This is a genomic window from Streptomyces sp. NPDC021115 (assembly GCF_044333065.1).
Taxonomy (GTDB): Bacteria; Actinomycetota; Actinomycetes; order Streptomycetales; family Streptomycetaceae; genus Streptomyces.
The window spans coordinates 184,215-203,652 of the sequence record NZ_JBIRQF010000004.1 but is presented as its reverse complement, the minus strand read 5'-3'; the positions used below and the strand labels follow the sequence as shown (position 1 = coordinate 203,652).

Genomic DNA, 19,438 nt, shown 5'->3' with positions numbered 1-19,438 from the left:
CACGGAAATTAGCTGTACGGCGTAGAGCGGTTCTCGTACGGTGTAAGGCAAACACCCGGCCCCGCACCGTACAAACGTCTCCCTGGAGTGCCCATGACGGCCCCGACCGCCGATACCGGACCCGCCGCGCCGCCCGGCACCACCACCGGTGGCCATCCACAGCGCTGGCTGATCCTCGCCGTGATCTGCCTCGCGCAGCTCACCGTGCTGCTGGACAACACGATCCTCAATGTGGCGGTCCCCTCCCTGGCCCGGGAGATGGACGCGAGCACCGCCGACATCCAGTGGATGATCAGCGCCTACTCCCTGGTCCAGTCCGGGCTGCTGCTGAGCGCGGGCAACGCCGCCGACCGCTACGGCCGGAAGAAGATGCTGGTCGCGGGGCTCGCTCTGTTCGGCGTGGGCTCGCTGATCGCGTCGCTGGCGCAGGGGGCGGGTCAGCTGATCGCCGCCCGTGCCGGGATGGGGATCGGCGGCGCGCTGCTCATGACCACCACGCTCGCGGTCGTGGTGCAGATCTTCGACGACACCGAGCGCACCAAGGCGATCGGCGTATGGGGCGGGGTCAGCTCGCTCGGCTTCGCCGCGGGACCGCTCATCGGCGGCAGCCTGCTGAACCACTTCTGGTGGGGTTCGATCTTCCTGATCAACATCCCCGTCGCGCTGCTGGGCCTGGTCGCCGTGGTCTGGCTCGTGCCCGAGTCCAAGAATCCCGTCGGCGACCGGCCCGATCTGCTGGGCGCGCTGCTCTCCACGGTCGGCATGACCGGCGTCGTCTACGCGATCATCGCGGGGCCCGAGCACGGCTGGACCTCGCTGCGGGTGCTGTTGTCCGCCTTCGTCGGGGTGGTGGTGCTGACCGGCTTCGCACTGTGGGAGCGTCATATTCCGTATCCCATGCTGGACATGCACTTCTTCCGGGACCGCCGCTTCGTCGGCGCCGTGGCCGGCGGCATCCTCGTCGCCTTCGGCATGGGCGGCTCGCTCTTCCTGCTCACCCAGCACCTCCAGTTCGTGCTCGGCTACGACGCGCTGGACGCGGGGCTGCGCACCGCGCCGCTCGCCCTGGTGATCGTGGCGCTCAACCTCACCGGTGCCGGGGCCCGGCTGCTGCCGAAGCTCGGCACGCCGCTGACGATCGTCACCGGGATGGGGATGCTCGCGCTCGGCCTCGCGCTGATCGCGGTCCTCGGCGCGGACGGCTACGGCGGGATGCTGCTGGGCCTGGTGGTGATGGGGGCCGGTATCGCGCTGGCCATGCCCGCCATGGCTAACGCCATCATGTCGGCGATCCCGCCGGAGAAGGCCGGGGTGGGCGCGGGCGTCAACGGCACCCTCACCGAATGCGGCAACGGGCTCGGCGTCGCGGTCCTGGGCGCGGTGCTGAACTCCCGCTTCGGCTCACTGCTGCCCGCGGCCGCCGCCGGAGCCGGTTCGCTTCCGGCCGCCCTCGGCGCGGCCCGTACCCCCGAGGACCGGGCGGCCGTCCTGGACGCCTTCACCTCCGGGGTGGAGAGCAGCCAGCTGGTCGGCGCGGCGGCCGTGCTCGCCGGTGGGGTGCTGGCCGCGGTGCTGCTCCGCCGGGCCGAACGATCTTCAGAGGCGGCTCCGGCGGCATAGCATCGGACGTGTATGACCCGTCGCGCATCCTGTCCGCCTGATACGCGGCAGCAGCGCAGCGCAGAAGGAGAGCCGCCATGGCAACCGGCAGCCGTGTCACCCGCCCGCGGTCCAGCGTCTGGCTCTCCGAGCGCAAGGCCCCCAAGCGCAAGGGCGACCAGCAGCCGGTCGGTCTCGACCATGTGAAGATCATCGCGGCGACCGTCCGGCTGCTGGACGCCGAGGGGCTGGCGGGCTTCTCCATGCGCCGGCTGGCGGCGGAGCTGGGCGTCACCGCCATGTCGGTCTACTGGTACGTGGAGACCAAGGACCATCTGCTCGAACTCGCCCTCGACGCAGCCATAGGGGAGGTCGCCCTCCCCGGGGAGGCCGTCCAGGCCGCCGGGGAGCCGGACCAGCTGCCCACCGAGCCCCGGGACTGGCGCGAGCAGCTGCGCCAACTCACGTCCGAATACCGCGACGTGCTGGTGCGCCACCCCTGGCTGTCCCCGCTGATGGGGGAGTACTTCAACATCGGGCCGAACGCGATGGCCTTCTCCACCGCCGCCCAGCGGGTGATGCGCACCAGCGGGCTGCCGGACGAGAAGATCACCAGCGCGCTCGCCCTCGTCTACCAGTTCGTCTACGGCTTCAGCACCATCGAGGGCCGCTTCTCCGCCCTTTGCCGGACGCTGGGGGTCACCCAGGACGAGCTGTTCCAGGAGGTGATGAGCTCGGTCGAGGACCGCCCCGAGTTCGACGAGTCGCGCAGGACCATGGAAGCCAGCCGCGGACAGATCGTCGAGGAGATGCGCGAGCGGGAGTTCACCACCGCTCTGGACTTCGCGATCGCCGGTATCGAGGCCCTGCGGGACGCCCCCTAGCCCGCGAGCGGGCGCCACGGCGGTCATGCCGCCGCCGGAAGCTCCTCGCCCTGGACGGCCTGTATGTCCAGCTCCACCCGCAAGGTGGTACCGATTGCCGCGATGCCCGCCGCGACCACCTGGTTGTAGTTCATCGCGAAGTCCTCGCGGCGCAGCTCCGCGGTCGCCCTGAAGGCCGCCCGCACCCCGCCCCAGGGGTCGGGGCCGGTGCCCAGATAGGTCAGCTCCAGATCCACGTCCCGCACGACACCGTGCATGGACAGCTCACCGTGCACCGTCCACCGGTCAGGACCGGCCGCGCTCAGATGCGTGCTCTGGTAGGTGAGGACGGGGAACTGCTCCACGTTCAGGAAGTCCGGCGACTTCAGGTGGCCGTCCCGCATCTCGTTCCCGGTGTCGATGCTGGCCGCCTGGATCACCGCCTCGACCCTGGACTTCTCGATGTCCTCGGCGATCTCGATCCGGCCGCCGAAGTCGGTGAACCGCCCGTGCACGCTGGAGATCCCCAGATGCTGCGCGACGGCCCCCACGGTCGAATGCGCGGGATCCAGCGTCCACGCCCCGGGCGGCGGCAGCTCCACCCCGCCCTGCCGGGCCAGCACCAGCGTGCCCACATCGGCGCGCCCGGCCGCCGTGACGATCGCGGTCGACGCCACCGGTGCGTACCCCACCGCGGTGGCGATCACCGTGTACGGACCGGGCGGCAGCGGCTCCTCGCCGCGCACCGAACCGTCCTCGCCGGCCTGGGCGCGCAGCACCTGCCCGCCCGTCATGTCGGTGACGGTCAGCACCGCGTGCTGCACCGCCCATCCGTCGCGGGTGAGGATCCGGGCGCGCAGCCCCGCTCCCCCGCCTGCTCCTGCCCCAGTGGTCGTCATGCCGTCCGTCGTCTCCTGCTCCCGTGCGTGGTGCTGTGGTCTTCGCGCCCGGACCGGGCAGCGATGTGAGGCCGTCCCCTGCCTGATGTACACCGCTGCCCGGCGCCGGGTTCCGGGTCCGGCGGAATGCGCCGCCCGGGCCGGGGCCGGGGGCGCGTCTCCGCTCTGCGCACGCCCCCGGTCCCGGGGTTCTCAGTCGCCGGGGTGGGCGAGCTCGACGTCGTGTCCGTCGATCCCCTGCCCGGCGACCGTCAGGCTGCCCGCGACCGGCGGGTAGCCGCTCGCGATGACCGTGTAGTCGCCCGCGTCCAGGTCGGTGAAGGCGTACGCGCCGTCCTCCCCGGTGGTGGCGGTGGCGACCACGTTCCCGGCCGCGTCGACCAGCGTGACCCGCGCGTCGGGCAGCGGGCGCCTGTCGGCCCCGGCCCGTACGGTGCCCTGCACCCGGGCACCGGCCTGGAGCGCGATCTCCAGCCGGGTCAGGCCCTGGGAGCCGACCTCGACGGGCAGCGCGGCGGGCCGGTGGCCGGGCGCGTTCACCGCGACCGTGAAGGTTCCGGCGACCAGCTCCTCGAAGCTGAACTCGCCCCGCTCACCGGTCTTGCCGGTGGCCAGCACCTCACCGCGGACATCGGTGACCACGACCATCGCCGCATCCACCGGCTGCCCGTCCTCGGCGCCGCGCACGGTGCCCACAAGACCGCTGGTGGCCGACAGCACGATGTCGAAGCCGAGCGGTTCGTCGCCGACGACGACCGTGGAGGCCTGCGGCTGGTGCCCGTCGGCGGCCGCGATCAGCACGTACGAGCCGGAGCCCGGGGCGTCCAGGGCGTACGAGCCGTCGGTGTGCGCCACCGAGCGGCCGAGCTGCCGCCCCGAGAGCGAGATCAGCGTCACCGCGGCGCGCGGCACGGCGCCGCCCTCCGCGTTCCGCACGAAACCGTGCACGCCCTGCCGGGGCTGGTGTCCGGCTCCGCCGTCAGCGGCCGAGGCGTACGCCGCCAGGCGCTGCGCGGGGACCGCGGCGGCCGGGGCGCGGCCGGAGTCCGAGGTGGACAGATCGGCGGCCGGGGCGCCCACCAGGGCGGGCTCCCGCTCCTCGGTCCGGTCGGGGCCGGTCTCCGCGGCGGCCGCCGCGGGGGCGGTCTCCGGCGCGGCGGTCTCGGCGGACGGCGCCGAGCCGGTGTTGGTGCGCAGCGCGACCTCCTTGATGAAGAGGGTGAGCAGGAAGGCGAGCAGCGCGGCCGGAGCGGCGTACAGGAAGACGTCCCCGATGCCGTGCCCGTAGGCGCTCTCCATGATCGTGCGCATCGGCTGCGGCAGTGCCTGCACATCGGGGATGCCCCCGCCGCCGGTGCCGCCGTGGCCCATCGCCTGGCCCTTGGGGCCCAGCTCGGCGAGGCCGTCCTTGACGTAGTGGGTGACCCGGTTGGCGAGCACCGCGCCGAGCGCCGAGACGCCGACCGCACCGCCGAGGGAGCGGAAGAAGGTGACGACGGAGCTGGCCGCGCCGAGGTCCTGCGGGGCCACCTGGTTCTGCGTGGCCAGGACCAGGTTCTGCATCATCATGCCGATGCCGAGGCCCATGAGCGCCATGTAGATCGACATGTGCCAGTACGGGGTGTCGTACCGGATGGTGCCCAGCAGCCCGAGGCCCGCGGTCACCAGCGCACCGCCGGTGACCAGCCATGCCTTCCAGCGACCTGTCTTGGTGATGATCTGACCGGAGATGGTCGAGGAGACGAACAGGCCACCGATCATCGGGATGGTCATGAGGCCGGACATCGTCGGCGTCTTACCGCGCGCCAGCTGGAAGTACTGGCTGAAGAAGACGGTGCCGACGAACATCGAGATACCGACGAAGAGGGACGCCAGCGAGGCGAGAGTGATCGTCTTGTTGCGGAAGAGCCGCAGCGGAATGATCGGTTCGCTCGCCTTGGACTCGATCAGGACGAAGAGCAGGCCGAGCACGACCGCGCCGCCGACCATCGCGTAGGTCTGCCAGGAGAGCCAGTCGTACTTGTCACCGGCGAAGGTCACCCAGATCAGCAGCAGCGAGACCGCGGCGCTGATGAAGAACGCGCCTCCCCAGTCGACCTTGACGTCCCGCTTCACGACCGGGAGCTTCAGGGTCTTCTGGAGCACGATCAGCGCGATGACCGCGAACGGCACGCCGACGTAGAAGCACCAGCGCCAGCCCAGCCAGTCGGTGTCGGTGATCACGCCGCCCAGCAGCGGACCGCCGACGGTCGCGACGGCGAACGTCGCGCCGAGGTAGCCGCTGTAGCGGCCGCGCTCGCGCGGGGAGATCATCGCGGCCATGACGATCTGGGCCAGTGCGGACAGACCGCCGACGCCGACGCCCTGGACCACGCGGCAGGCGATCAGCATGCCGGTGTTCTGCGACAGACCGGCGACCACCGAGCCCGCGACATAGATCAGCAGGGCTATCTGGACCAGCAGCTTCTTGCTGAAGAGGTCGGCGAGCTTGCCCCACAGCGGGGTGGTGGCCGTCATGGCCAGCAGCGTCGCGGTGACCACCCAGGTGTAGGAGGACTGGCTGCCGTTGAGATCGGCGATGATCTTGGGTAGTGCGGCGGAGACGATGGTCGACGACAGGATCGCGACGAACATGCCGAGCAGCAGCCCGGACAGCGCCTCCATGATCTGCCGATGCGTCATCGGTGCCGCGCCGTCGGAGCCGTGGCCGTGGCGGCCGTGTCCTCCTCCGTCGTGCTTGGCGTGGGCGGGGTGCCCCGCGGGTCCCCGCACACCGCCGTCCGGTGTGGTCGATGCCATGAATGTCCTTAACTTTGCGAAGGTGTACGGGTGGTGCACTCGGCCTGGTGCGACGGGGTCCGGTGCCGGGTGTCACCGAAGCTCGTCCGCAGCCGGGCGAGAAGTTCATTGAGGCGGCCGATGTCGTCGTCCGACCAGTCGCTCAGACAGCTCGCGAGTGCCTCCGTGTAGCGCTCGGAGACCTGGCTGAGCAGCTTCAGCCCGCTCGCGTTGATGCTCAGCAGCCGCGAGCGCCGGTCGAGCGGATCGGGCTTGCGGTCCACCCAGCCGCGCTCGGCGACATGGGCCACATGGCGGCTGGTGACCGACATGTCGATGTCCAGCAGCTCGGCGAGTTTGCTCATGCGCATCTCGCCGTAGCGGTCGAGGAGCATGAGGACGACGGCCGAGCCGGCTTGGCAGTCGGCGGGCAGCGCCCGCCCCAGGCCGCGCTTGACGGTGCCGATGGCGCTGAGCTGGCGGGCCAGCTCTTCGTACTGACTCTGCGCTGCCATCGCACACCTCCTTGACGTTCTTGACTTTAGGTTGCTTAAGGCAACCATAGAAGAAGTTAGTTGCTACAGGCAAATGATGGGGTGGGTTGAGTAGTAAATTCCCCTTAAAGGCTTGTCCTCTTATCGGTCAAATGGGGCCGCTGAGGTGTGAGGTGCCTCGAGTGACCCAGGGGTGGGCGGGAATCCGCGCGTTCGCTAGGGTCTGGGCCCATGGCGAACAACCCGCAGAGCCCCAACGGCAACCACGATCCGGCCGGCTCCACCCAGATGTTCCGCGCGTTCGTCGACGAGGGCGGACGGCAGCCGCAGGCCGCCGCTCCATCCAGCGGCGGCTCGCGGGTCGGTGTGATCGTCGGCGTGGTCGCCGCGATCGTCATCGTCGCGGCGGTGGCCTGGCTGGCCCTGGGCTGATCCGTCGATCCCCGGGATCTGCCCCGGGACCTGTCAGACCTTCACGACACCTCGGGGGTCCCGGAGTTCGGGGCCTTCGGAGTCTTCGAAGGTTTCGGCTTCGGCTTCGGAGGCTTCCACGGCTTCCAGTCGACCGAGACGTCCCTGGTCTCGATGTACATGCCCAGGGGTACCCGCCAGGCGTCCACGCACACGTTCCAGGTCCGCACCCGCTTCTGACCCGCGCCGATCGGCGCGGGCAGCTTCCGCTTCGATTCCAGCGTCGCCCAGTCGAGCCCGAGCGCGTCGATGACATGCGTCGACAGCGTCACCGTGCCCGATATGACGGGCAGGCCGCCGGTGTTGCGGAACTCGACGGTCACCTTCTCGCACCAGCGCTCGTCGGTCGCCGTGCGCTCGGGGTCGCCGACCTTCAGGGCGGCCGGTCCGCTGGGCGTGGTGGGCGAGGGGGACGCGCCGCCGGGCGTGGTCGAGGGGGCGGGCTCGCCGTTCGTACGTCCGTCACCGGGGCCCGTGTCGCCGCTTCCGTCCTGTTCGCCCGTGCCCGCTGCGCCGGAGGCCGGGGGACGCGATGACGCCGATGGTGCGGGCGCGTACGTACCGGATGCGGCGCCGGACCCCGTGCCGGGTCCGGGCGCGGGGGACGTGCCGTCCGCGTCGTCCGCGCCGGGTGTCCCCGGGGTCCCGCTCTTTCCGTCCGTGCCGCGTGGCTCGCCGGAGGGGCTGTCCTGGCCGGGCTGGTCCAGCGGCACCAGGTCCACGCCGCCCTTCGGGGGGACGGCCTTCGTCGGGGCCCGCCCGTCACCCGGTCCGGCCGCTCCGGTCGCGACATGGCCCTCGCCGCTCCCGGCGCAGCCGCTGAGCAGCGCACCCAGGCACAGCGCGGCCGCCGAGGCGGCGATCGCCGTGCCTCGGCGGCCCGTTGTCCGGCTCCCTGCGGGTCGCATCGGGCCAGTGTGGCTGACGGCCCGTCAGGAGTACAGGGTCAGTCCGCGATGAGTCCCTCGCGCAGCTGGGCCAGGGTCCGGGTGAGCAGCCGGGAGACGTGCATCTGAGAGATCCCGACCTCCTCGCCGATCTGGGACTGCGTCATGTTGGCGAAGAAGCGGAGCATGATGATCTGGCGCTCGCGCGGGGGCAGTTTGGCGAGGAGCGGCTTCAGCGACTCGCGGTACTCCACGCCCTCCAGGGCGCTGTCCTCGTACCCGAGCCGGTCGGCTAGGGAGCCTTCGCCGCCCTCGTCCTCCGGGGAGGGGGAGTCCAGCGAGGACGCGGTGTAGGCGTTGCCGACCGCGAGCCCGTCGACCACGTCCTCCTCGGAGACGCCGAGCGCCGTGGCCAGCTCGGTGACGGTCGGGGAGCGGTCGAGGCTCTGGGACAGCTCGTCGCTGGCCTTCGTCAGCGCCAGCCGCAGCTCCTGGAGCCGCCGCGGGACGCGCACCGACCAGCTGGTGTCGCGGAAGAAGCGCTTGATCTCGCCGACGACGGTCGGCATCGCGAAGGTCGGGAACTCCACGCCCCGTTCGCAGTCGAAACGGTCGATCGCCTTGATCAGGCCGATCGTGCCGACCTGGACGATGTCCTCCATCGGCTCGTTGCGGCTGCGGAACCGGGCCGCCGCGTAGCGCACCAGCGGAAGGTTCAGCTCGATGAGGGTGTCCCGTACGTAGCCCGCTTCCTCGCTGTCCCGGTCGAGTGCGGCGAGCCGCAGAAAGAGGGAGCGGGAGAGGGTGCGGGTGTCGATGGCGTCGCAGTCGTCAAGCACGTGCGGTGCGTCGTTGGTGAGCACCTTCGAGCTGCCCAGTTCTACGGACATGCCACCCCCTTGAGGTCGCGGACGGATCCCAGTTGCGCTCTGAAGCGTTCAGCGCAGCCTCCCCCTCAATACCGGAGGTCGGGCCGCGGCAAACGCGACTCCAGCAGAATGTCACATGTCGGCAACACGCTGTAGCGCCATGTCGACATTACAGCGCCGAAGGGGCGGGGCGGGGGTCCCTCGTCACGACGACGGTTCGATCCGATTTGCGGATCGCAGCCGGGCGAAGCTGCGGGACAGCAGCCGGGACACATGCATCTGCGAGACACCCAACTCCGCGCTGATCTGAGATTGAGTCAGATTGCTGTAGTAACGGAGCAAAAGGATACGCTGCTCGCGCTCGGGCAGTTGTACGAGGAGGTGGCGCACCAAGTCGCGGTGCTCGACTCCGGCGAGCGCAGGGTCCTCGTAGCCGAGCCGGTCGACCAGTCCCGGCAGCCCGTCGCCCTCCTGGGCGGCTTCCAGGGAGGTGGCGTGGTACGAGCGCCCGGCCTCGATGCAGGCCAGCACCTCGTCCTCGCCCAGGCCCAGCCGTTCGGCGATCTCGGCGGTGGTGGGCGAGCGGCCGTGCAGCACCGTCAGGTCCTCGGTCGCGCCGTTCACCTGCACCCACAGCTCGTGCAGCCGGCGCGGTACGTGCACGGTGCGGACGTTGTCCCGGAAGTAGCGCTTGATCTCGCCGACGACGGTCGGCATCGCGAAGGTCGGGAACTGGACGCCGCGCTGCGGGTCGAACCGGTCGATCGCGTTGATCAGGCCGATCGTGCCGACCTGGATCACGTCCTCCATGGGCTCGTTGCGGCTGCGGAAGCGGGCGGCGGCGTAGCGGACCAGCGGCAGATTGGCCTCGATCAGCGCATCGCGCACCCGGTTGTGCTCGGGGGTGCCGGGGGTGAGGCCGGACAGCTCGGCGAAGAGCACCTGGGTGAGGGCTCTGGCGTCAGCCCCGCGGCTTCTGCCGCTCTCGCTGCCGCCGTCACCTCTGCCGCCATCGCCTCGGGGCGGGGTTCTGGGCGCGGTACGGGCCGACACGGTCACGCCACCCCTTCACGATGTACTCACCCGGCAAAGCGGTCATAGCATCACAAGACATGTGCACTGTGTGCAAGCACCGCTTTACTACGTGTTGGTGGCGAAATTGCCCCATAGTGGGGCAGGCGCTTCCGTCGGTACCCGGGTCGGTACTCGGAAGGGCGAGCCGACGGTCACCCGGGTGCCCGGCCCGGGCGGCGGGTCAGTTGACCAGTTCGCTCATGAAGTCACCGACGCTCTTCGCGGCCTCCGATATGCCCTCGAACCCCACCTGCACGAGGTCGGCCGCTCGTGCCGGGCTGTTGATGATCGTGTACAGCACGAAGACGATCAGCATGTAGAGCGCGACTTTCTTCGCCTGAACCATCTCGTACTGCCTCTCCCGCCGTGTCCCCTGGGGCAATCGCGGCGGAGTCTATCCACACCGCAAGAACATCAGTCTTACCAGTCCGATCATCTGGCAGGTCATCCACAGGTGCGGAAGCTGTGGAGTGGGCGCCCGGGCGACGATGGGTGGACTCTGGAGAGGGGCGGGGTGGCGAAGGTCATGGGGGACCTCATGAGGGAGGCGGAGATGCGTGTCGGGGTGCTGACCGGCGGCGGCGACTGCCCGGGGCTGAACGCGGCGATCCGCGGCATCGTCCGTAAGGGCGTCGAGGTGCACGGCATCGACTTCGTCGGGGTGCGGGACGGCTGGCGCGGCGCCCTCGACGGCGGGATCGTGCCGCTGGACGTGCAGGCCGTGCGCGGCATCCTGCCCCGAGGCGGGACCATCCTCGGCTCCTCCCGCACCAATCCGCTGGCCAGTGAGGACGGGGTGCGCCGGGTCCGGGAGACGCTCACCGATTTCGAGGTGGACGCGTTGATCGCCATCGGCGGCGAGGACACGCTCGGGGTCGCCGCGGCCCTCGCGGACGAGGGGATCGCCGTGGTCGGCGTGCCCAAGACCATCGACAACGACGTCGCGGGCACCGACAGCACCTTCGGCTTCGACACCGCGGTCAACATCGCCACGGAGGCCATCGACCGGCTGCACACCACCGCCGAGTCCCACACCCGCACCCTGGTCGTCGAGGTGATGGGCCGCCATGCGGGCTGGATCGCCCTGTACTCGGGCATCGCGGGCGGCGCCAACGTCATCCTCATACCCGAGCAGCCCTTCGACGTCGACCAGGTCTGCGGCTGGGTGGAGAACCGCTTCAAGATCAGGTACGCGCCGATCGTGGTGGTGGCGGAGGGGGCCGTGCCGAAGGAGGGGCAGATGGTGGTCAAGGACTCGGCGCTGGACGCGTTCGGCCATGTGCGGCTGTCCGGCGTCGGGGAGTGGCTGGCCCGCGAGATAGCCGACCGCACCGGCAAGGAAGCCCGCACCACCGTGCTCGGGCACATACAGCGCGGCGGCACGCCGAGCGCCTTCGACCGCTGGCTGGCCACCCGATTCGGGCTGCGCGCGGTCGACGCGGTGATGGAGCGGGAGTTCGGCGTCATGGTCGCGCTGCGCGGTACGGACATCGTGCGCGTGCCGCTGTCCGAGGCCGCGGCCGGGATCAGGACTGTCGATCCCGCGCTCTACGCCGAGTTCGGCGTGTTCTTCGGCTGAGGGGCGGGGGCGGATTGCCGGTGCCGTGCGGTGCGGTGCGGTGCGGAGCCGTGCGGGGTGGTCCGGGGTCAGGCGGGGTGCGGGACGACGGCCACCGGGCAGTGGGCGTGGTGCAGCACCGCGTGCGCGACCGGGCCCAGGCGGCGCTCGGCCGCCCGCGGGCTCGTACGGCGCCCGACGACCAGCAGCCGGGCCCGTTCGGACGCCCGTACCAGCGCCTGCGCCGGGCCCAGCAGCACCACATCCGGCACCACCGCGACCTGCGGGCACTTCTCCCGCCACGCCCGCAGCGCGTCGGAGACGACCTGCCCCTCCTGGTCCTCCCACAGGCCCCGGTCCTCCTCCAGCACGGTCAGCATCCAGGCGGAGGGCGAGGCCGGGGGCAGCGCCCAGGCGTGCACGACCCGCAGCAGGGCGTCCCGCTCCCGGGCGGCGCGGAAGGCGAAGCCGATCGTCTCGTCCGCCGGGGCGTGCGCGTTGACACCGGCCACCACCTCGTCCCCGGCCACCACCTCGTCCCCGTCCGCCGACCGCGCCGCCGCGTCGCGCGGCGCCGTGTCGGGCACGGTCACGACGGGGCAGTCCGCGGTTGCCGCCACGCGCAGCGCCACCGACCCGACCGCGAGGCCGTCGAAGCCGCCCCAGCCGCGGGCCCCGACGACCAGCAGTCCGGCGTCCGCCGCGGCGGCGAGCAGGGCCTGCTCGGGTTCGGTGTCGGTGTGCGCCCCCTCGACGTCGAGGCCGGGGTGGCGGTCCCGGAACGCGTCGGCCGTCTGCCGCAGCATCTGCTCGCCCACGTGCTGCCAGGCGTCCACCCCGGGCAGCGGGGAGACCCTGCGCGGCAGCGGCGGACACGCGTGCGCCAGCAGCAGCCCGACCCCGCGGCGCAGGGCCTCCCGCGCGGCCCATTCCGCCGCCACCAGGCTGCGCTCTGAGCCGTCGACGCCCGCGACGACAGGGCCGACAGCGCCGACAGGGCCGGTCATCGCCTTCTCCCTCCCGGAGCGCGGATGGGGTTTTGCGTTTAGTCTAGATACGAGGGAAATATCCGCGATGTTCGGAGAGTCCCCTCCACAGAACCGCGAGGGGCAGCGGCCGCTCCCGGTCCGGGCCACCGGATCGGGAGCGGTTCTGCGTATGCGGGGGCCTTCTCCGATGGGCCTGCGGGGTGGGCGTGCCGGACGGGGGTGGCGGACAACTCCCCCGAAGGTGGGGGCGGATCCCGGAACTTCGGGGGACGCGGCGGCAGGAGGGGCGAGCGCAGGATGAGGGCGAGGGAAGGGAAACGGACATGCGCTCGATCTCATGGCATCGCACCTCGCGCCGATCAGGACTTGCCGCCGGATCCGTCGTCGTCGTGTCCGCTGTGGCGGTCCTGGGGACGGTCACCCCCTCCGGGCGCGCCGCGGCGGCGGAATACCGCCGCGAACCGGTCGGGAAGACCTCGGTACCGGCGTTCACCCAGGCCATCGGCCAGGACCGCAAACATGTGGTGTCGCCCTCCAACGGGGGCCGGGCCTTCCAGGGCGACACCCCCGGGCTCTACGCCGGGGTCCCGGGGCGGCAGCCCTGCGACCGGCGGGAGCTGATCCGCGACCTCTCGGCGTCCCCCAAGAAGGCCGCCGCCTGGAGCAAGGTCCAGCACATCCGGCCGGAGCGCATACGGGCCTACGTCCACCGGCTCTCCGGCGTCGTCCTGCGGTCGGACACCTACGCCAGGACGTACGGCTACCAGGGCCGGGTGAAACCCGCGGCCACCGTGCTCCAGGCGGGCACCGCGGTGTTCGTCGACAAGCGGGGCCTGCCGGTCGTGAAGTGCGCCTCCGGCAACCCCATCCGTGCGGCGGCCCCGGCGAAGGGCGCCGAGCTGACGTTCACCGGTCCCCAGTGGTCCGGCTTCTCCCGTAACGCGGTCACCGTCATCCGCCCGGCCCCCGACGCGGTCAAGCGGATCACCGTGGTGACGGTCGGCAAGTCGGAGCTGTTCCGGCGGGTGATCGGTGAGATCAAGGGCAAGAAGGGGCGGGACGCGGTGCTGTCCCCCGCCCACTACCCGAAGTACCTGGCGATGCCGGGCGAGCAGAACGCCCCGAACCTGGCGGAGGCGCCGAAGCGGATCAAGCGCCACTCGCCGTTGGGACTGGAGACCATCCCTCCGTCCGAGACCCCGTCGGCGGACCCGTCCGAGCAGCCGACGGACCCTGGTCAGCAGCCCACGGACCCGGGCCAGCAGCCGTCGGATCCCGGGCAGCAACAGCCGTCCGATCCCGCTCAGCAGCAGCCGTCCGACCCGGGTCAGCAGCCCCAGCAGCAACCCCCGCCGCAGCAGCCGACGGACCCGAACCAGCAGAACCAGCAGCAGCAACCCCCGCCCCAGCAACCTCCTCCGCAGCAACCCCCGCCCCAGCAGCCTCCGCCCCAGCAGCCTCCGCCTCAGCAGCCCCCGCCCCAGCAGCCTCCGCCCCAACAGCCCCCGCAGCAGCAGCCTCCACCGCCCCCGCAATAGCCCTCGGGAGCGCGCACGAAGAAGCAAGCCGTCCCTGGCCCGGCCTCCCGGGCCAGGGACGGTGCGGTGCGGGACATACCCCTGATCACCATCCCCCGGCCGCCCGATGGCGGCATGCTGTGCGCATGTCCTCAGAAGCCATAGCCGTCTTACGCGAGGTCCACGACCTGCTGACGACCTTCGACGAACCCTCCAGCATCCGCCGCGCCGCCGACGAACTGGAGGGCGCCGCGGACAAGGTCGTCGCCTGTGCCGCCGAACTGGTCGACGTCACGGAGCCCGAGAATCTCCAAGTGCGGCTCTCCTTCGCCGTCAAGGCCATCAGGGCCGCGGAGAAGGCGGCGCGTGCCCACCGCCGCAATCCCCTGACCCGTCCCCTCTCCCATGCGCGCTTCGCGCTGCACATGGGCGGCGCCCGTGGCTGGCTCCAGGGGATCCTGGAGAAGCTGGACGCCGCGGACCCGTCCCCGTCCTCCTGACCGTTTCGAACCGTCTCAGGTGGTGGGCTCCCGGCGCATCGCCCGGAGTTCGCGCAGCGCGGCCGGAGGGTTGCCGTCGTCGGGCGAGGCGACGGCGTCCTCCGGAGGACGCCGTATCCGTCAGGGGAACGGAACAGCACGAGGCACGGGCAGTCCCCGGTACGACCGTCCGGAAGGCCTTCTAGAACGGCATGCGGCCGCGAGCCCGCCGCCCCGCGGAGCCGCTGCGGGCAACCGCCTTGGAGCTGCTGCGGAAGGGCTTGCTGAAGATCCGGCCCAGGACACCGGGGGCCTTGCTGCCCGCGCGCGTTCCGACGCCCAGGGTGCGCTGGGTGCCGCGTTCGGGGTGGCGGGACAGCCGCGGGACCAAGAAGGCCAGCACGGCCAGAACGACGCAGACGCCGACGATGGCGAAGATCATGACGAAGTACTCCTCCGTAAGGCGTGTCGGCCGAGTACCCACCCCGCACGGTCACATGCCGACCGCACCGCCGGTCGCCCGTGCCCGCTTGTCGCACAAGGCCCGTCCTTCCCGCGCCGCTTCGTGACGCGGGCACCGCGGCCTCACGACACCGCGACCCGGGCGGCGGCCAAGGGGCGCCATGAGAGGCCGAGACCGCGGTAGAGGCGGACGGCCGCGGTGTTCCAGCCGTCGACCATCAGCGCGGCCCTGCCGTAGTCGGCGACGAGGCCGTCCAGGGCGAGGCCGCACACGGCCCTGCCGATCCCGCGCCCACGCGCCTGTTCGGCGGTGGCGACCCCGGCGAGGAATCCGACGTGGGGCGCGCTCCAAGCGTCCGCGGCGCACGCCAGCAGCGCTCCGGACGCGTCGCGCGCCCCCGCCCAGCGGTGGGCGCCCGGGCAGCCGGGACGGGCGTAGGAGCGCGGGAACGCCTCGTCCAGCAGTGCGCTGATGTCGGCATGATCCGCTGCGGTCAGCCACGCGGCGCCACCGCCACCGCCACCGCCACCGCCACCGCCACGGCCGCCGACGGCGGTCTCGGTCTGCATCCATCCGAAGGCGTCGGCGAACTCCAGCTCCGGTACGCCGCTCACGAGGCCGCGGATCAGCTCCTCGTCGCCGAGGGGGCGGAACGTGGGACCGATCCGCGGCAGCACCGCGCGGACCAGCGCCGCGGCGTCGTCGGCAGGACCGGTGACGGCAAGCCGGTCGCGGCAGGACAGCGCGGGCGCCGCCACGGCCGTGGCCTCACCGGCCGCGAAGGCGCGGGCGGTGAGGCCACCCGCGAAGGCGCGGGCGCCGCGGGCCAGACCGGCGGCGGCCCACAGCAGCAGCGCGTCGCCGCCCGACGCGCTGTGGACATCGCCGACGGTACGCAGCTCACGCAGGACGGCCATGGCCGCACCGTAGGCGGCGTCGACGGCGGGTGGCGCGGCTCATCCGGACTCCCGCTCCCCCTCCTCCTGCAAGGACCGTTGCAGGAGCACCGTGTCGACCCACCGCCCGTGCTTGTGCCCGACGGCGGTCAGCCGTCCGGCGTCGGTGAAGCCGAAGCGCCGGTGCAGCGCGGTCGACGCGTCGCTGCCGGGGCCTTCACCGCCGGGGGCTTCACCGCCGGGTCCGTCACCGGCGGAGCCGTCCCCGCCGGTGTCCGCGATGACCGCGATCATCCGCCGCGTCCCGGCCCGTCCGGCCTCGGTGATCAGACGGTCCAGCAGGGCGGCGCCCAGCCCCCGGCCGGTGACGTCGGGGGCGAGGTAGATCGTGTCCTCCACCGTGTACCGGTAGGCGGGCTTGGGACGCCACGGAGCGGCGTACGCGAACCCGACGACGGCGCCCGACACCTCGGCGACCAGGAAGGGCAGCCCCCGGACGGCGAGATCGCCCAGTAGCCGCTCCCAGTCGGCGGCGGAGCGGGGCGTCTCGTCGAAGGTGATCACACTGTGGCGGACGTAGTGCGCGTAGATGTCGGCCACAGCCTTCAGATCGTCGTGACCCGCGGGCCGGATGACCGTTCCAGGAAGCGCCATGCGCGGACTCATTTCACTATAGAGAAAACTACATCTATTATAGAGTAATGGATCTCGTGGCTCTGGGCAGGTGCGTCCAGGAACTCCGGCACGACCGGGGGCTGACCCTTCAGCACCTGGCCGACGCGGCCGAGGTGAGCGTGAGCATGCTGTCGTCGGTCGAGCGCGGTCAGAAGGCCCCCACCGTCGTCGTCCTCGCCCGCATCGCCGACGGCCTCGGCGTCCCCCTCGCCGAACTGGTCGCCCGCCCGGAGGACCGCCGGATCATCGTGCGCCGGGCCGCCGACCAGGACACCGTCGAAGAGCCCGGAGGGTGGCGGCGGACGATCCTCACCCCCGTGGTGCCCGGCGTGAACTTCGAATGGATCCGCACCACCCTGCCACCGGGCTGCGACGCGGGTGAGTTCCCCGCGTACGCCCCCGGCTCGCATGAGTTCATCGCCGTGGAATCGGGCACCCTGCGGCTGACCGTGGCGGACCGGACCGTGGACCTCAGGGCGGGGGACTCCGGGCACTTCGCCGCCGACCTCACGCATGCCTACGCCAACCCCGCGGACGTGCCGTGCACGTACCACGTCGCCGCGCTCATCATGCGCCCCCGCACCCGGAACCGCCCCCGGCCCGGTCCCCCGGCCGGGGCGGCTCACCAGTAGGCGCGGTCGTCCCAGGGCTCGAACTCCGCGTGCTCGACGGGGTCGTCGTCCTCGTCCAGCGCCGCCAGCCCCTCGGTGGCGAAGGCGCCGCGCTGCCAGGCGAGGAGTCCGTCCACGAGACCGCGATCCCATGGCTCGCCCTGCCGGGCGTGGCGGGGCCAGACGATCAGGGGCCAGGCGTCGGGATCCTCGCCCTCGGTGAGCCAGCCCAGGTAGTCGCCGTCGATGGAGTTGGCGAACGGCAGGAAGCCGCCGGGCTCGGGCCACATCGCGAGCGGAAAGTCCTCCGGGAACTTCTCCTTGAGCTGCCGGTAGCCGTCCAGGGTCGACTCGACGTGCTGGACGAAGCCCTGACCGGCCGGGCGCAGCGGGGTGTGGAAGCGCAGCCAGCCGCTCCAGCACCCGGCGCCGTACAGGTCCAGGAGGGTCACGTACTCCCGTGGCAGCCGCGTGCCCAGCTCCTCGAAGAGCCCGTCCCAGCTGCCGCCGCCCAGATACGGCGCTCCGGGCGGCGGGGACAGCAGGCGCAGGGCGTCCAGCCCCGTGCCGGTTTCCAGGGCGACGCGTCGTTCGGCGTCGGTGAGGCGTGGAACGGTGGGCTCCGGCGGCGTCCAGGGCCCGGCCTCCGACAGAAAGGCGGTACGGGCGACGGTGCCGGGCAGCGGGCCCATCAGGGGGCCGGGCGGGGTGGGGAGTTCCCAGGTCTCGCGGACCATGTGCCGCAGGTAGCCGGTGAGCGTGAGGTCGTACCGGTGCCAGGGGAGGAGCCCGCTGCCGGGGACGGGGCCCGTGTGGCGGACGACCACGGTCCACTCGTCGGGATCCTCCGAGACGGACGTGTCCCAGAACAGCACGTCGCTGCCGCGGGTTTCGCCCCAGGCGAGGAGCCCGCCGGGGGCCGGGTGGAGGGCAGGCCGCTCCGGCTCCGGCAGCGCGCGGCTCTCGATCCGGGCCTCGCGGTGGGTGTCGCGCAGCCAGTCCCCGTAGTCGAAGCGGCCCTCCTGGACGCAGGGCACATGGATCCAAACGAACTCGCCGAAGTCCAGCGGCCCGTGGGCGTCGGCCAGCCGCTTGTAGTCGCCCGGCAGCGGCACCCCCAGCCATGCCTCGACCGCCGCCCAGTCGACGGGGACCGGCGCGGGCGGCCGTTCGGGGCTGGGGGTGGTGAACGCGGCGATGTCCAAGGTCACGTGTGGTCCTCCGGATCGAACGGTCGGACCTCCATCGTCGCTGCGACGACCTCAGTCGCTGCGACGACCTCGGCATCCCCACCACCGGGTCACCCTGCCAAGTCGGCCGCCGAGGCCGGAGGGCCCCTATCCGGCCACAGTTGAACGAGCCCACCGGCAGGCCGCCGCACAGCCCTATCGTTGGCCGGTGCGCACACCCCATGTCGGCCGTCCAGCCGATCTCGACGTGGTCCGTGAGTCCTATGACCGGGTGGCCGACAACTACGTCCACATGGTCCTGACCACGGGAGTCGGCGACATCCGCAGCCATCCGTGGCTCAAGGCGTCGATCGACGCCTTCGCCGACACCGTGAGCGGGCTCGGGCCGGTCCTCGACGTCGGCTGCGGACCCGGAACGGTGACCGCCTACCTCGCCGAACGCGGACTCGACGTGTCCGGGGTCGATCTCTCCCCCCGGATGATCGAGAACGCGCGCCGTCTTCATCCGCGATGCCGCTTCAGCGTCGCCTCCGCCACCGACCTCGACCTCGGTGAAGCGTCCCTGGGCGGCGTGCTGGGGTGGTGGTCGCTGTTCAACCTCCCCCGGGACGTCCTGCCTCAGGTTCTCGCCCTGTTCGCACGCGCCCTGAAGCCGGGCGGACATTTCATCACCGCGACACACGTCGGCGACGAGGACGCGGTGCGCACCGAGGCCTACGGAGGCGTACCCGTCCGTTGGACGACACACAAATGGCGGCCGGAACAGCTCGTGGAGCTGATCGAGCAGGCTGGACTGCGCCCGGTCGCCGAACTGCGGCTCCCCGCGGAGGAGCAAACCGGGCCGGGCGTGGTCATCATGGCCAGGCGACCCGGCTGAGGTTCGGGCGTCGCGAGCGGCACGGGCGGTCGCGACGGCGACGGCAGGCCAGTTGAGGCCGTGCGGGGCTCGCGCGCCGCGACCGGGCCGGCCTGCTTGAACATGGCGAACACCACGACGCTGGTCGGCAAACGAGCACTGGATGTCTGTGGTCAGAGGAACCACGGACATCCCGAACAGCTACAGCACAGGCTGGAAAGCGTGCGGGACAGGTCCGCGGTCGTAGCGGCGGTCGTTCATTCAGTGCCG

20 protein-coding genes are annotated in these 19,438 nt (G+C 71.7%); 8 read left to right on the top strand and 12 right to left on the bottom strand.

The annotated features are described in order from the left end of the window. Nucleotides 1-93 precede the first annotated feature (93 nt). Together ACH4TL_RS14855 and ACH4TL_RS14850 are read left to right on the top strand one after the other, a co-directional pair. Complete coding sequence (locus ACH4TL_RS14855) at nt 94-1,620, top strand: MFS transporter (RefSeq protein WP_398314068.1); 1,527 nt, start codon at nt 94-96, stop codon at nt 1,618-1,620. A 77-nt stretch (nt 1,621-1,697) separates the two neighbouring features. After that, entirely contained in the window at nt 1,698-2,483 is a 786-nt protein-coding gene (locus ACH4TL_RS14850; protein ID WP_398314066.1) for a TetR/AcrR family transcriptional regulator, read from the top strand. Between the two features lie 23 nt (nt 2,484-2,506). On the opposite strand, the gene ACH4TL_RS14845 is transcribed toward ACH4TL_RS14850, so the two are convergent. From ACH4TL_RS14845 to ACH4TL_RS14835, 3 genes are all read right to left on the bottom strand, one after another. Then, nucleotides 2,507-3,361: a YceI family protein gene (locus ACH4TL_RS14845; protein WP_398314064.1), complete on the bottom strand. Its 855-nt coding sequence runs from the start codon at nt 3,359-3,361 to the stop codon at nt 2,507-2,509. Between the two features lie 192 nt (nt 3,362-3,553). Continuing rightward, complete coding sequence (locus ACH4TL_RS14840; protein WP_398314062.1) at nt 3,554-6,160, bottom strand: MFS transporter; 2,607 nt, start codon at nt 6,158-6,160, stop codon at nt 3,554-3,556. Nucleotides 6,161-6,168: 8 nt separating this feature from the next. Further along, complete coding sequence (locus tag ACH4TL_RS14835) at nt 6,169-6,654, bottom strand: MarR family winged helix-turn-helix transcriptional regulator (RefSeq protein WP_398314060.1); 486 nt, start codon at nt 6,652-6,654, stop codon at nt 6,169-6,171. A 210-nt stretch (nt 6,655-6,864) separates the two neighbouring features. Between ACH4TL_RS14835 and ACH4TL_RS14830 the strand changes: the two genes are divergently transcribed. Further along, nucleotides 6,865-7,065, top strand: coding sequence for a hypothetical protein (locus ACH4TL_RS14830; protein WP_398314058.1), 201 nt, complete (start codon nt 6,865-6,867; stop codon nt 7,063-7,065). 41 nt (nt 7,066-7,106) lie between these two features. Here the strand turns inward: ACH4TL_RS14830 and ACH4TL_RS14825 are convergent, their stop codons facing one another. The 4 genes from ACH4TL_RS14825 to ACH4TL_RS14810 form a co-directional block, all read right to left on the bottom strand. Further along, on the bottom strand, nt 7,107-8,012 hold the full coding sequence (locus ACH4TL_RS14825; RefSeq protein ID WP_398314056.1) for a hypothetical protein: 906 nt from the start codon (nt 8,010-8,012) through the stop codon (nt 7,107-7,109). Nucleotides 8,013-8,050: 38 nt separating this feature from the next. Then, a complete protein-coding gene (locus tag ACH4TL_RS14820) occupies nt 8,051-8,881 on the bottom strand; it encodes an RNA polymerase sigma factor SigF (RefSeq protein WP_123104616.1) in 831 nt (276 codons plus the stop codon). Nucleotides 8,882-9,064: 183 nt separating this feature from the next. Continuing rightward, nucleotides 9,065-9,919 (bottom strand): RNA polymerase sigma factor SigF, encoded by an 855-nt coding sequence (locus ACH4TL_RS14815; RefSeq protein ID WP_398314054.1) that lies wholly within the window; start codon nt 9,917-9,919, stop codon nt 9,065-9,067. Between the two features lie 196 nt (nt 9,920-10,115). Then, the gene (locus tag ACH4TL_RS14810; protein ID WP_398314052.1) at nt 10,116-10,280 is read right to left on the bottom strand and encodes a hypothetical protein; all 165 of its coding nucleotides are present in this window, start codon (nt 10,278-10,280) and stop codon (nt 10,116-10,118) included. Nucleotides 10,281-10,487: 207 nt separating this feature from the next. On the opposite strand from ACH4TL_RS14810, the gene ACH4TL_RS14805 reads away from it, so the two are divergent. Next, nucleotides 10,488-11,513, top strand: a complete 1,026-nt coding sequence (locus tag ACH4TL_RS14805) for a 6-phosphofructokinase (RefSeq protein WP_398314050.1) — start codon at nt 10,488-10,490, stop codon at nt 11,511-11,513. Nucleotides 11,514-11,581: 68 nt separating this feature from the next. Here the strand turns inward: ACH4TL_RS14805 and ACH4TL_RS14800 are convergent, their stop codons facing one another. Next, entirely contained in the window at nt 11,582-12,499 is a 918-nt protein-coding gene (locus ACH4TL_RS14800; RefSeq protein ID WP_398314048.1) for a universal stress protein, read from the bottom strand. Between the two features lie 305 nt (nt 12,500-12,804). Between ACH4TL_RS14800 and ACH4TL_RS14795 the strand changes: the two genes are divergently transcribed. After that, nucleotides 12,805-14,019, top strand: coding sequence for a DUF6777 domain-containing protein (locus ACH4TL_RS14795; protein WP_398314046.1), 1,215 nt, complete (start codon nt 12,805-12,807; stop codon nt 14,017-14,019). A 125-nt stretch (nt 14,020-14,144) separates the two neighbouring features. Continuing rightward, nucleotides 14,145-14,498 carry a hypothetical protein gene (locus ACH4TL_RS14790; RefSeq protein WP_398314045.1) on the top strand — a complete coding sequence of 118 codons (354 nt, stop codon included), beginning with the start codon at nt 14,145-14,147 and terminating at the stop codon, nt 14,496-14,498. Between the two features lie 181 nt (nt 14,499-14,679). On the opposite strand, the gene ACH4TL_RS14785 is transcribed toward ACH4TL_RS14790, so the two are convergent. The 3 genes from ACH4TL_RS14785 to ACH4TL_RS14775 form a co-directional block, all read right to left on the bottom strand. After that, nucleotides 14,680-14,919, bottom strand: a complete 240-nt coding sequence (locus tag ACH4TL_RS14785) for a DUF6411 family protein (RefSeq protein WP_398314043.1) — start codon at nt 14,917-14,919, stop codon at nt 14,680-14,682. Between the two features lie 143 nt (nt 14,920-15,062). After that, entirely contained in the window at nt 15,063-15,857 is a 795-nt protein-coding gene (locus tag ACH4TL_RS14780) for a GNAT family N-acetyltransferase (protein WP_398314041.1), read from the bottom strand. Nucleotides 15,858-15,896: 39 nt separating this feature from the next. Beyond that, the gene (locus ACH4TL_RS14775; protein WP_398314039.1) at nt 15,897-16,490 is read right to left on the bottom strand and encodes a GNAT family N-acetyltransferase; all 594 of its coding nucleotides are present in this window, start codon (nt 16,488-16,490) and stop codon (nt 15,897-15,899) included. A 47-nt stretch (nt 16,491-16,537) separates the two neighbouring features. Here ACH4TL_RS14775 and ACH4TL_RS14770 point away from each other — a divergent pair, with 47 nt between their 5' ends. Further along, nucleotides 16,538-17,143 carry a helix-turn-helix domain-containing protein gene (locus tag ACH4TL_RS14770; RefSeq protein ID WP_398314037.1) on the top strand — a complete coding sequence of 202 codons (606 nt, stop codon included), beginning with the start codon at nt 16,538-16,540 and terminating at the stop codon, nt 17,141-17,143. On the opposite strand, the gene ACH4TL_RS14765 is transcribed toward ACH4TL_RS14770, so the two are convergent. Beyond that, complete coding sequence (locus ACH4TL_RS14765; RefSeq protein ID WP_398314035.1) at nt 17,134-18,333, bottom strand: SMI1/KNR4 family protein; 1,200 nt, start codon at nt 18,331-18,333, stop codon at nt 17,134-17,136. The two genes, ACH4TL_RS14770 and ACH4TL_RS14765, sit on opposite strands and share 10 nt — an antisense overlap. A gap of 250 nt (nt 18,334-18,583) precedes the next feature. On the opposite strand from ACH4TL_RS14765, the gene ACH4TL_RS14760 reads away from it, so the two are divergent. Next, nucleotides 18,584-19,189 (top strand): methyltransferase domain-containing protein, encoded by a 606-nt coding sequence (locus tag ACH4TL_RS14760; RefSeq protein ID WP_398314896.1) that lies wholly within the window; start codon nt 18,584-18,586, stop codon nt 19,187-19,189. The last annotated feature ends 249 nt before the right edge of the window (nt 19,190-19,438 follow it).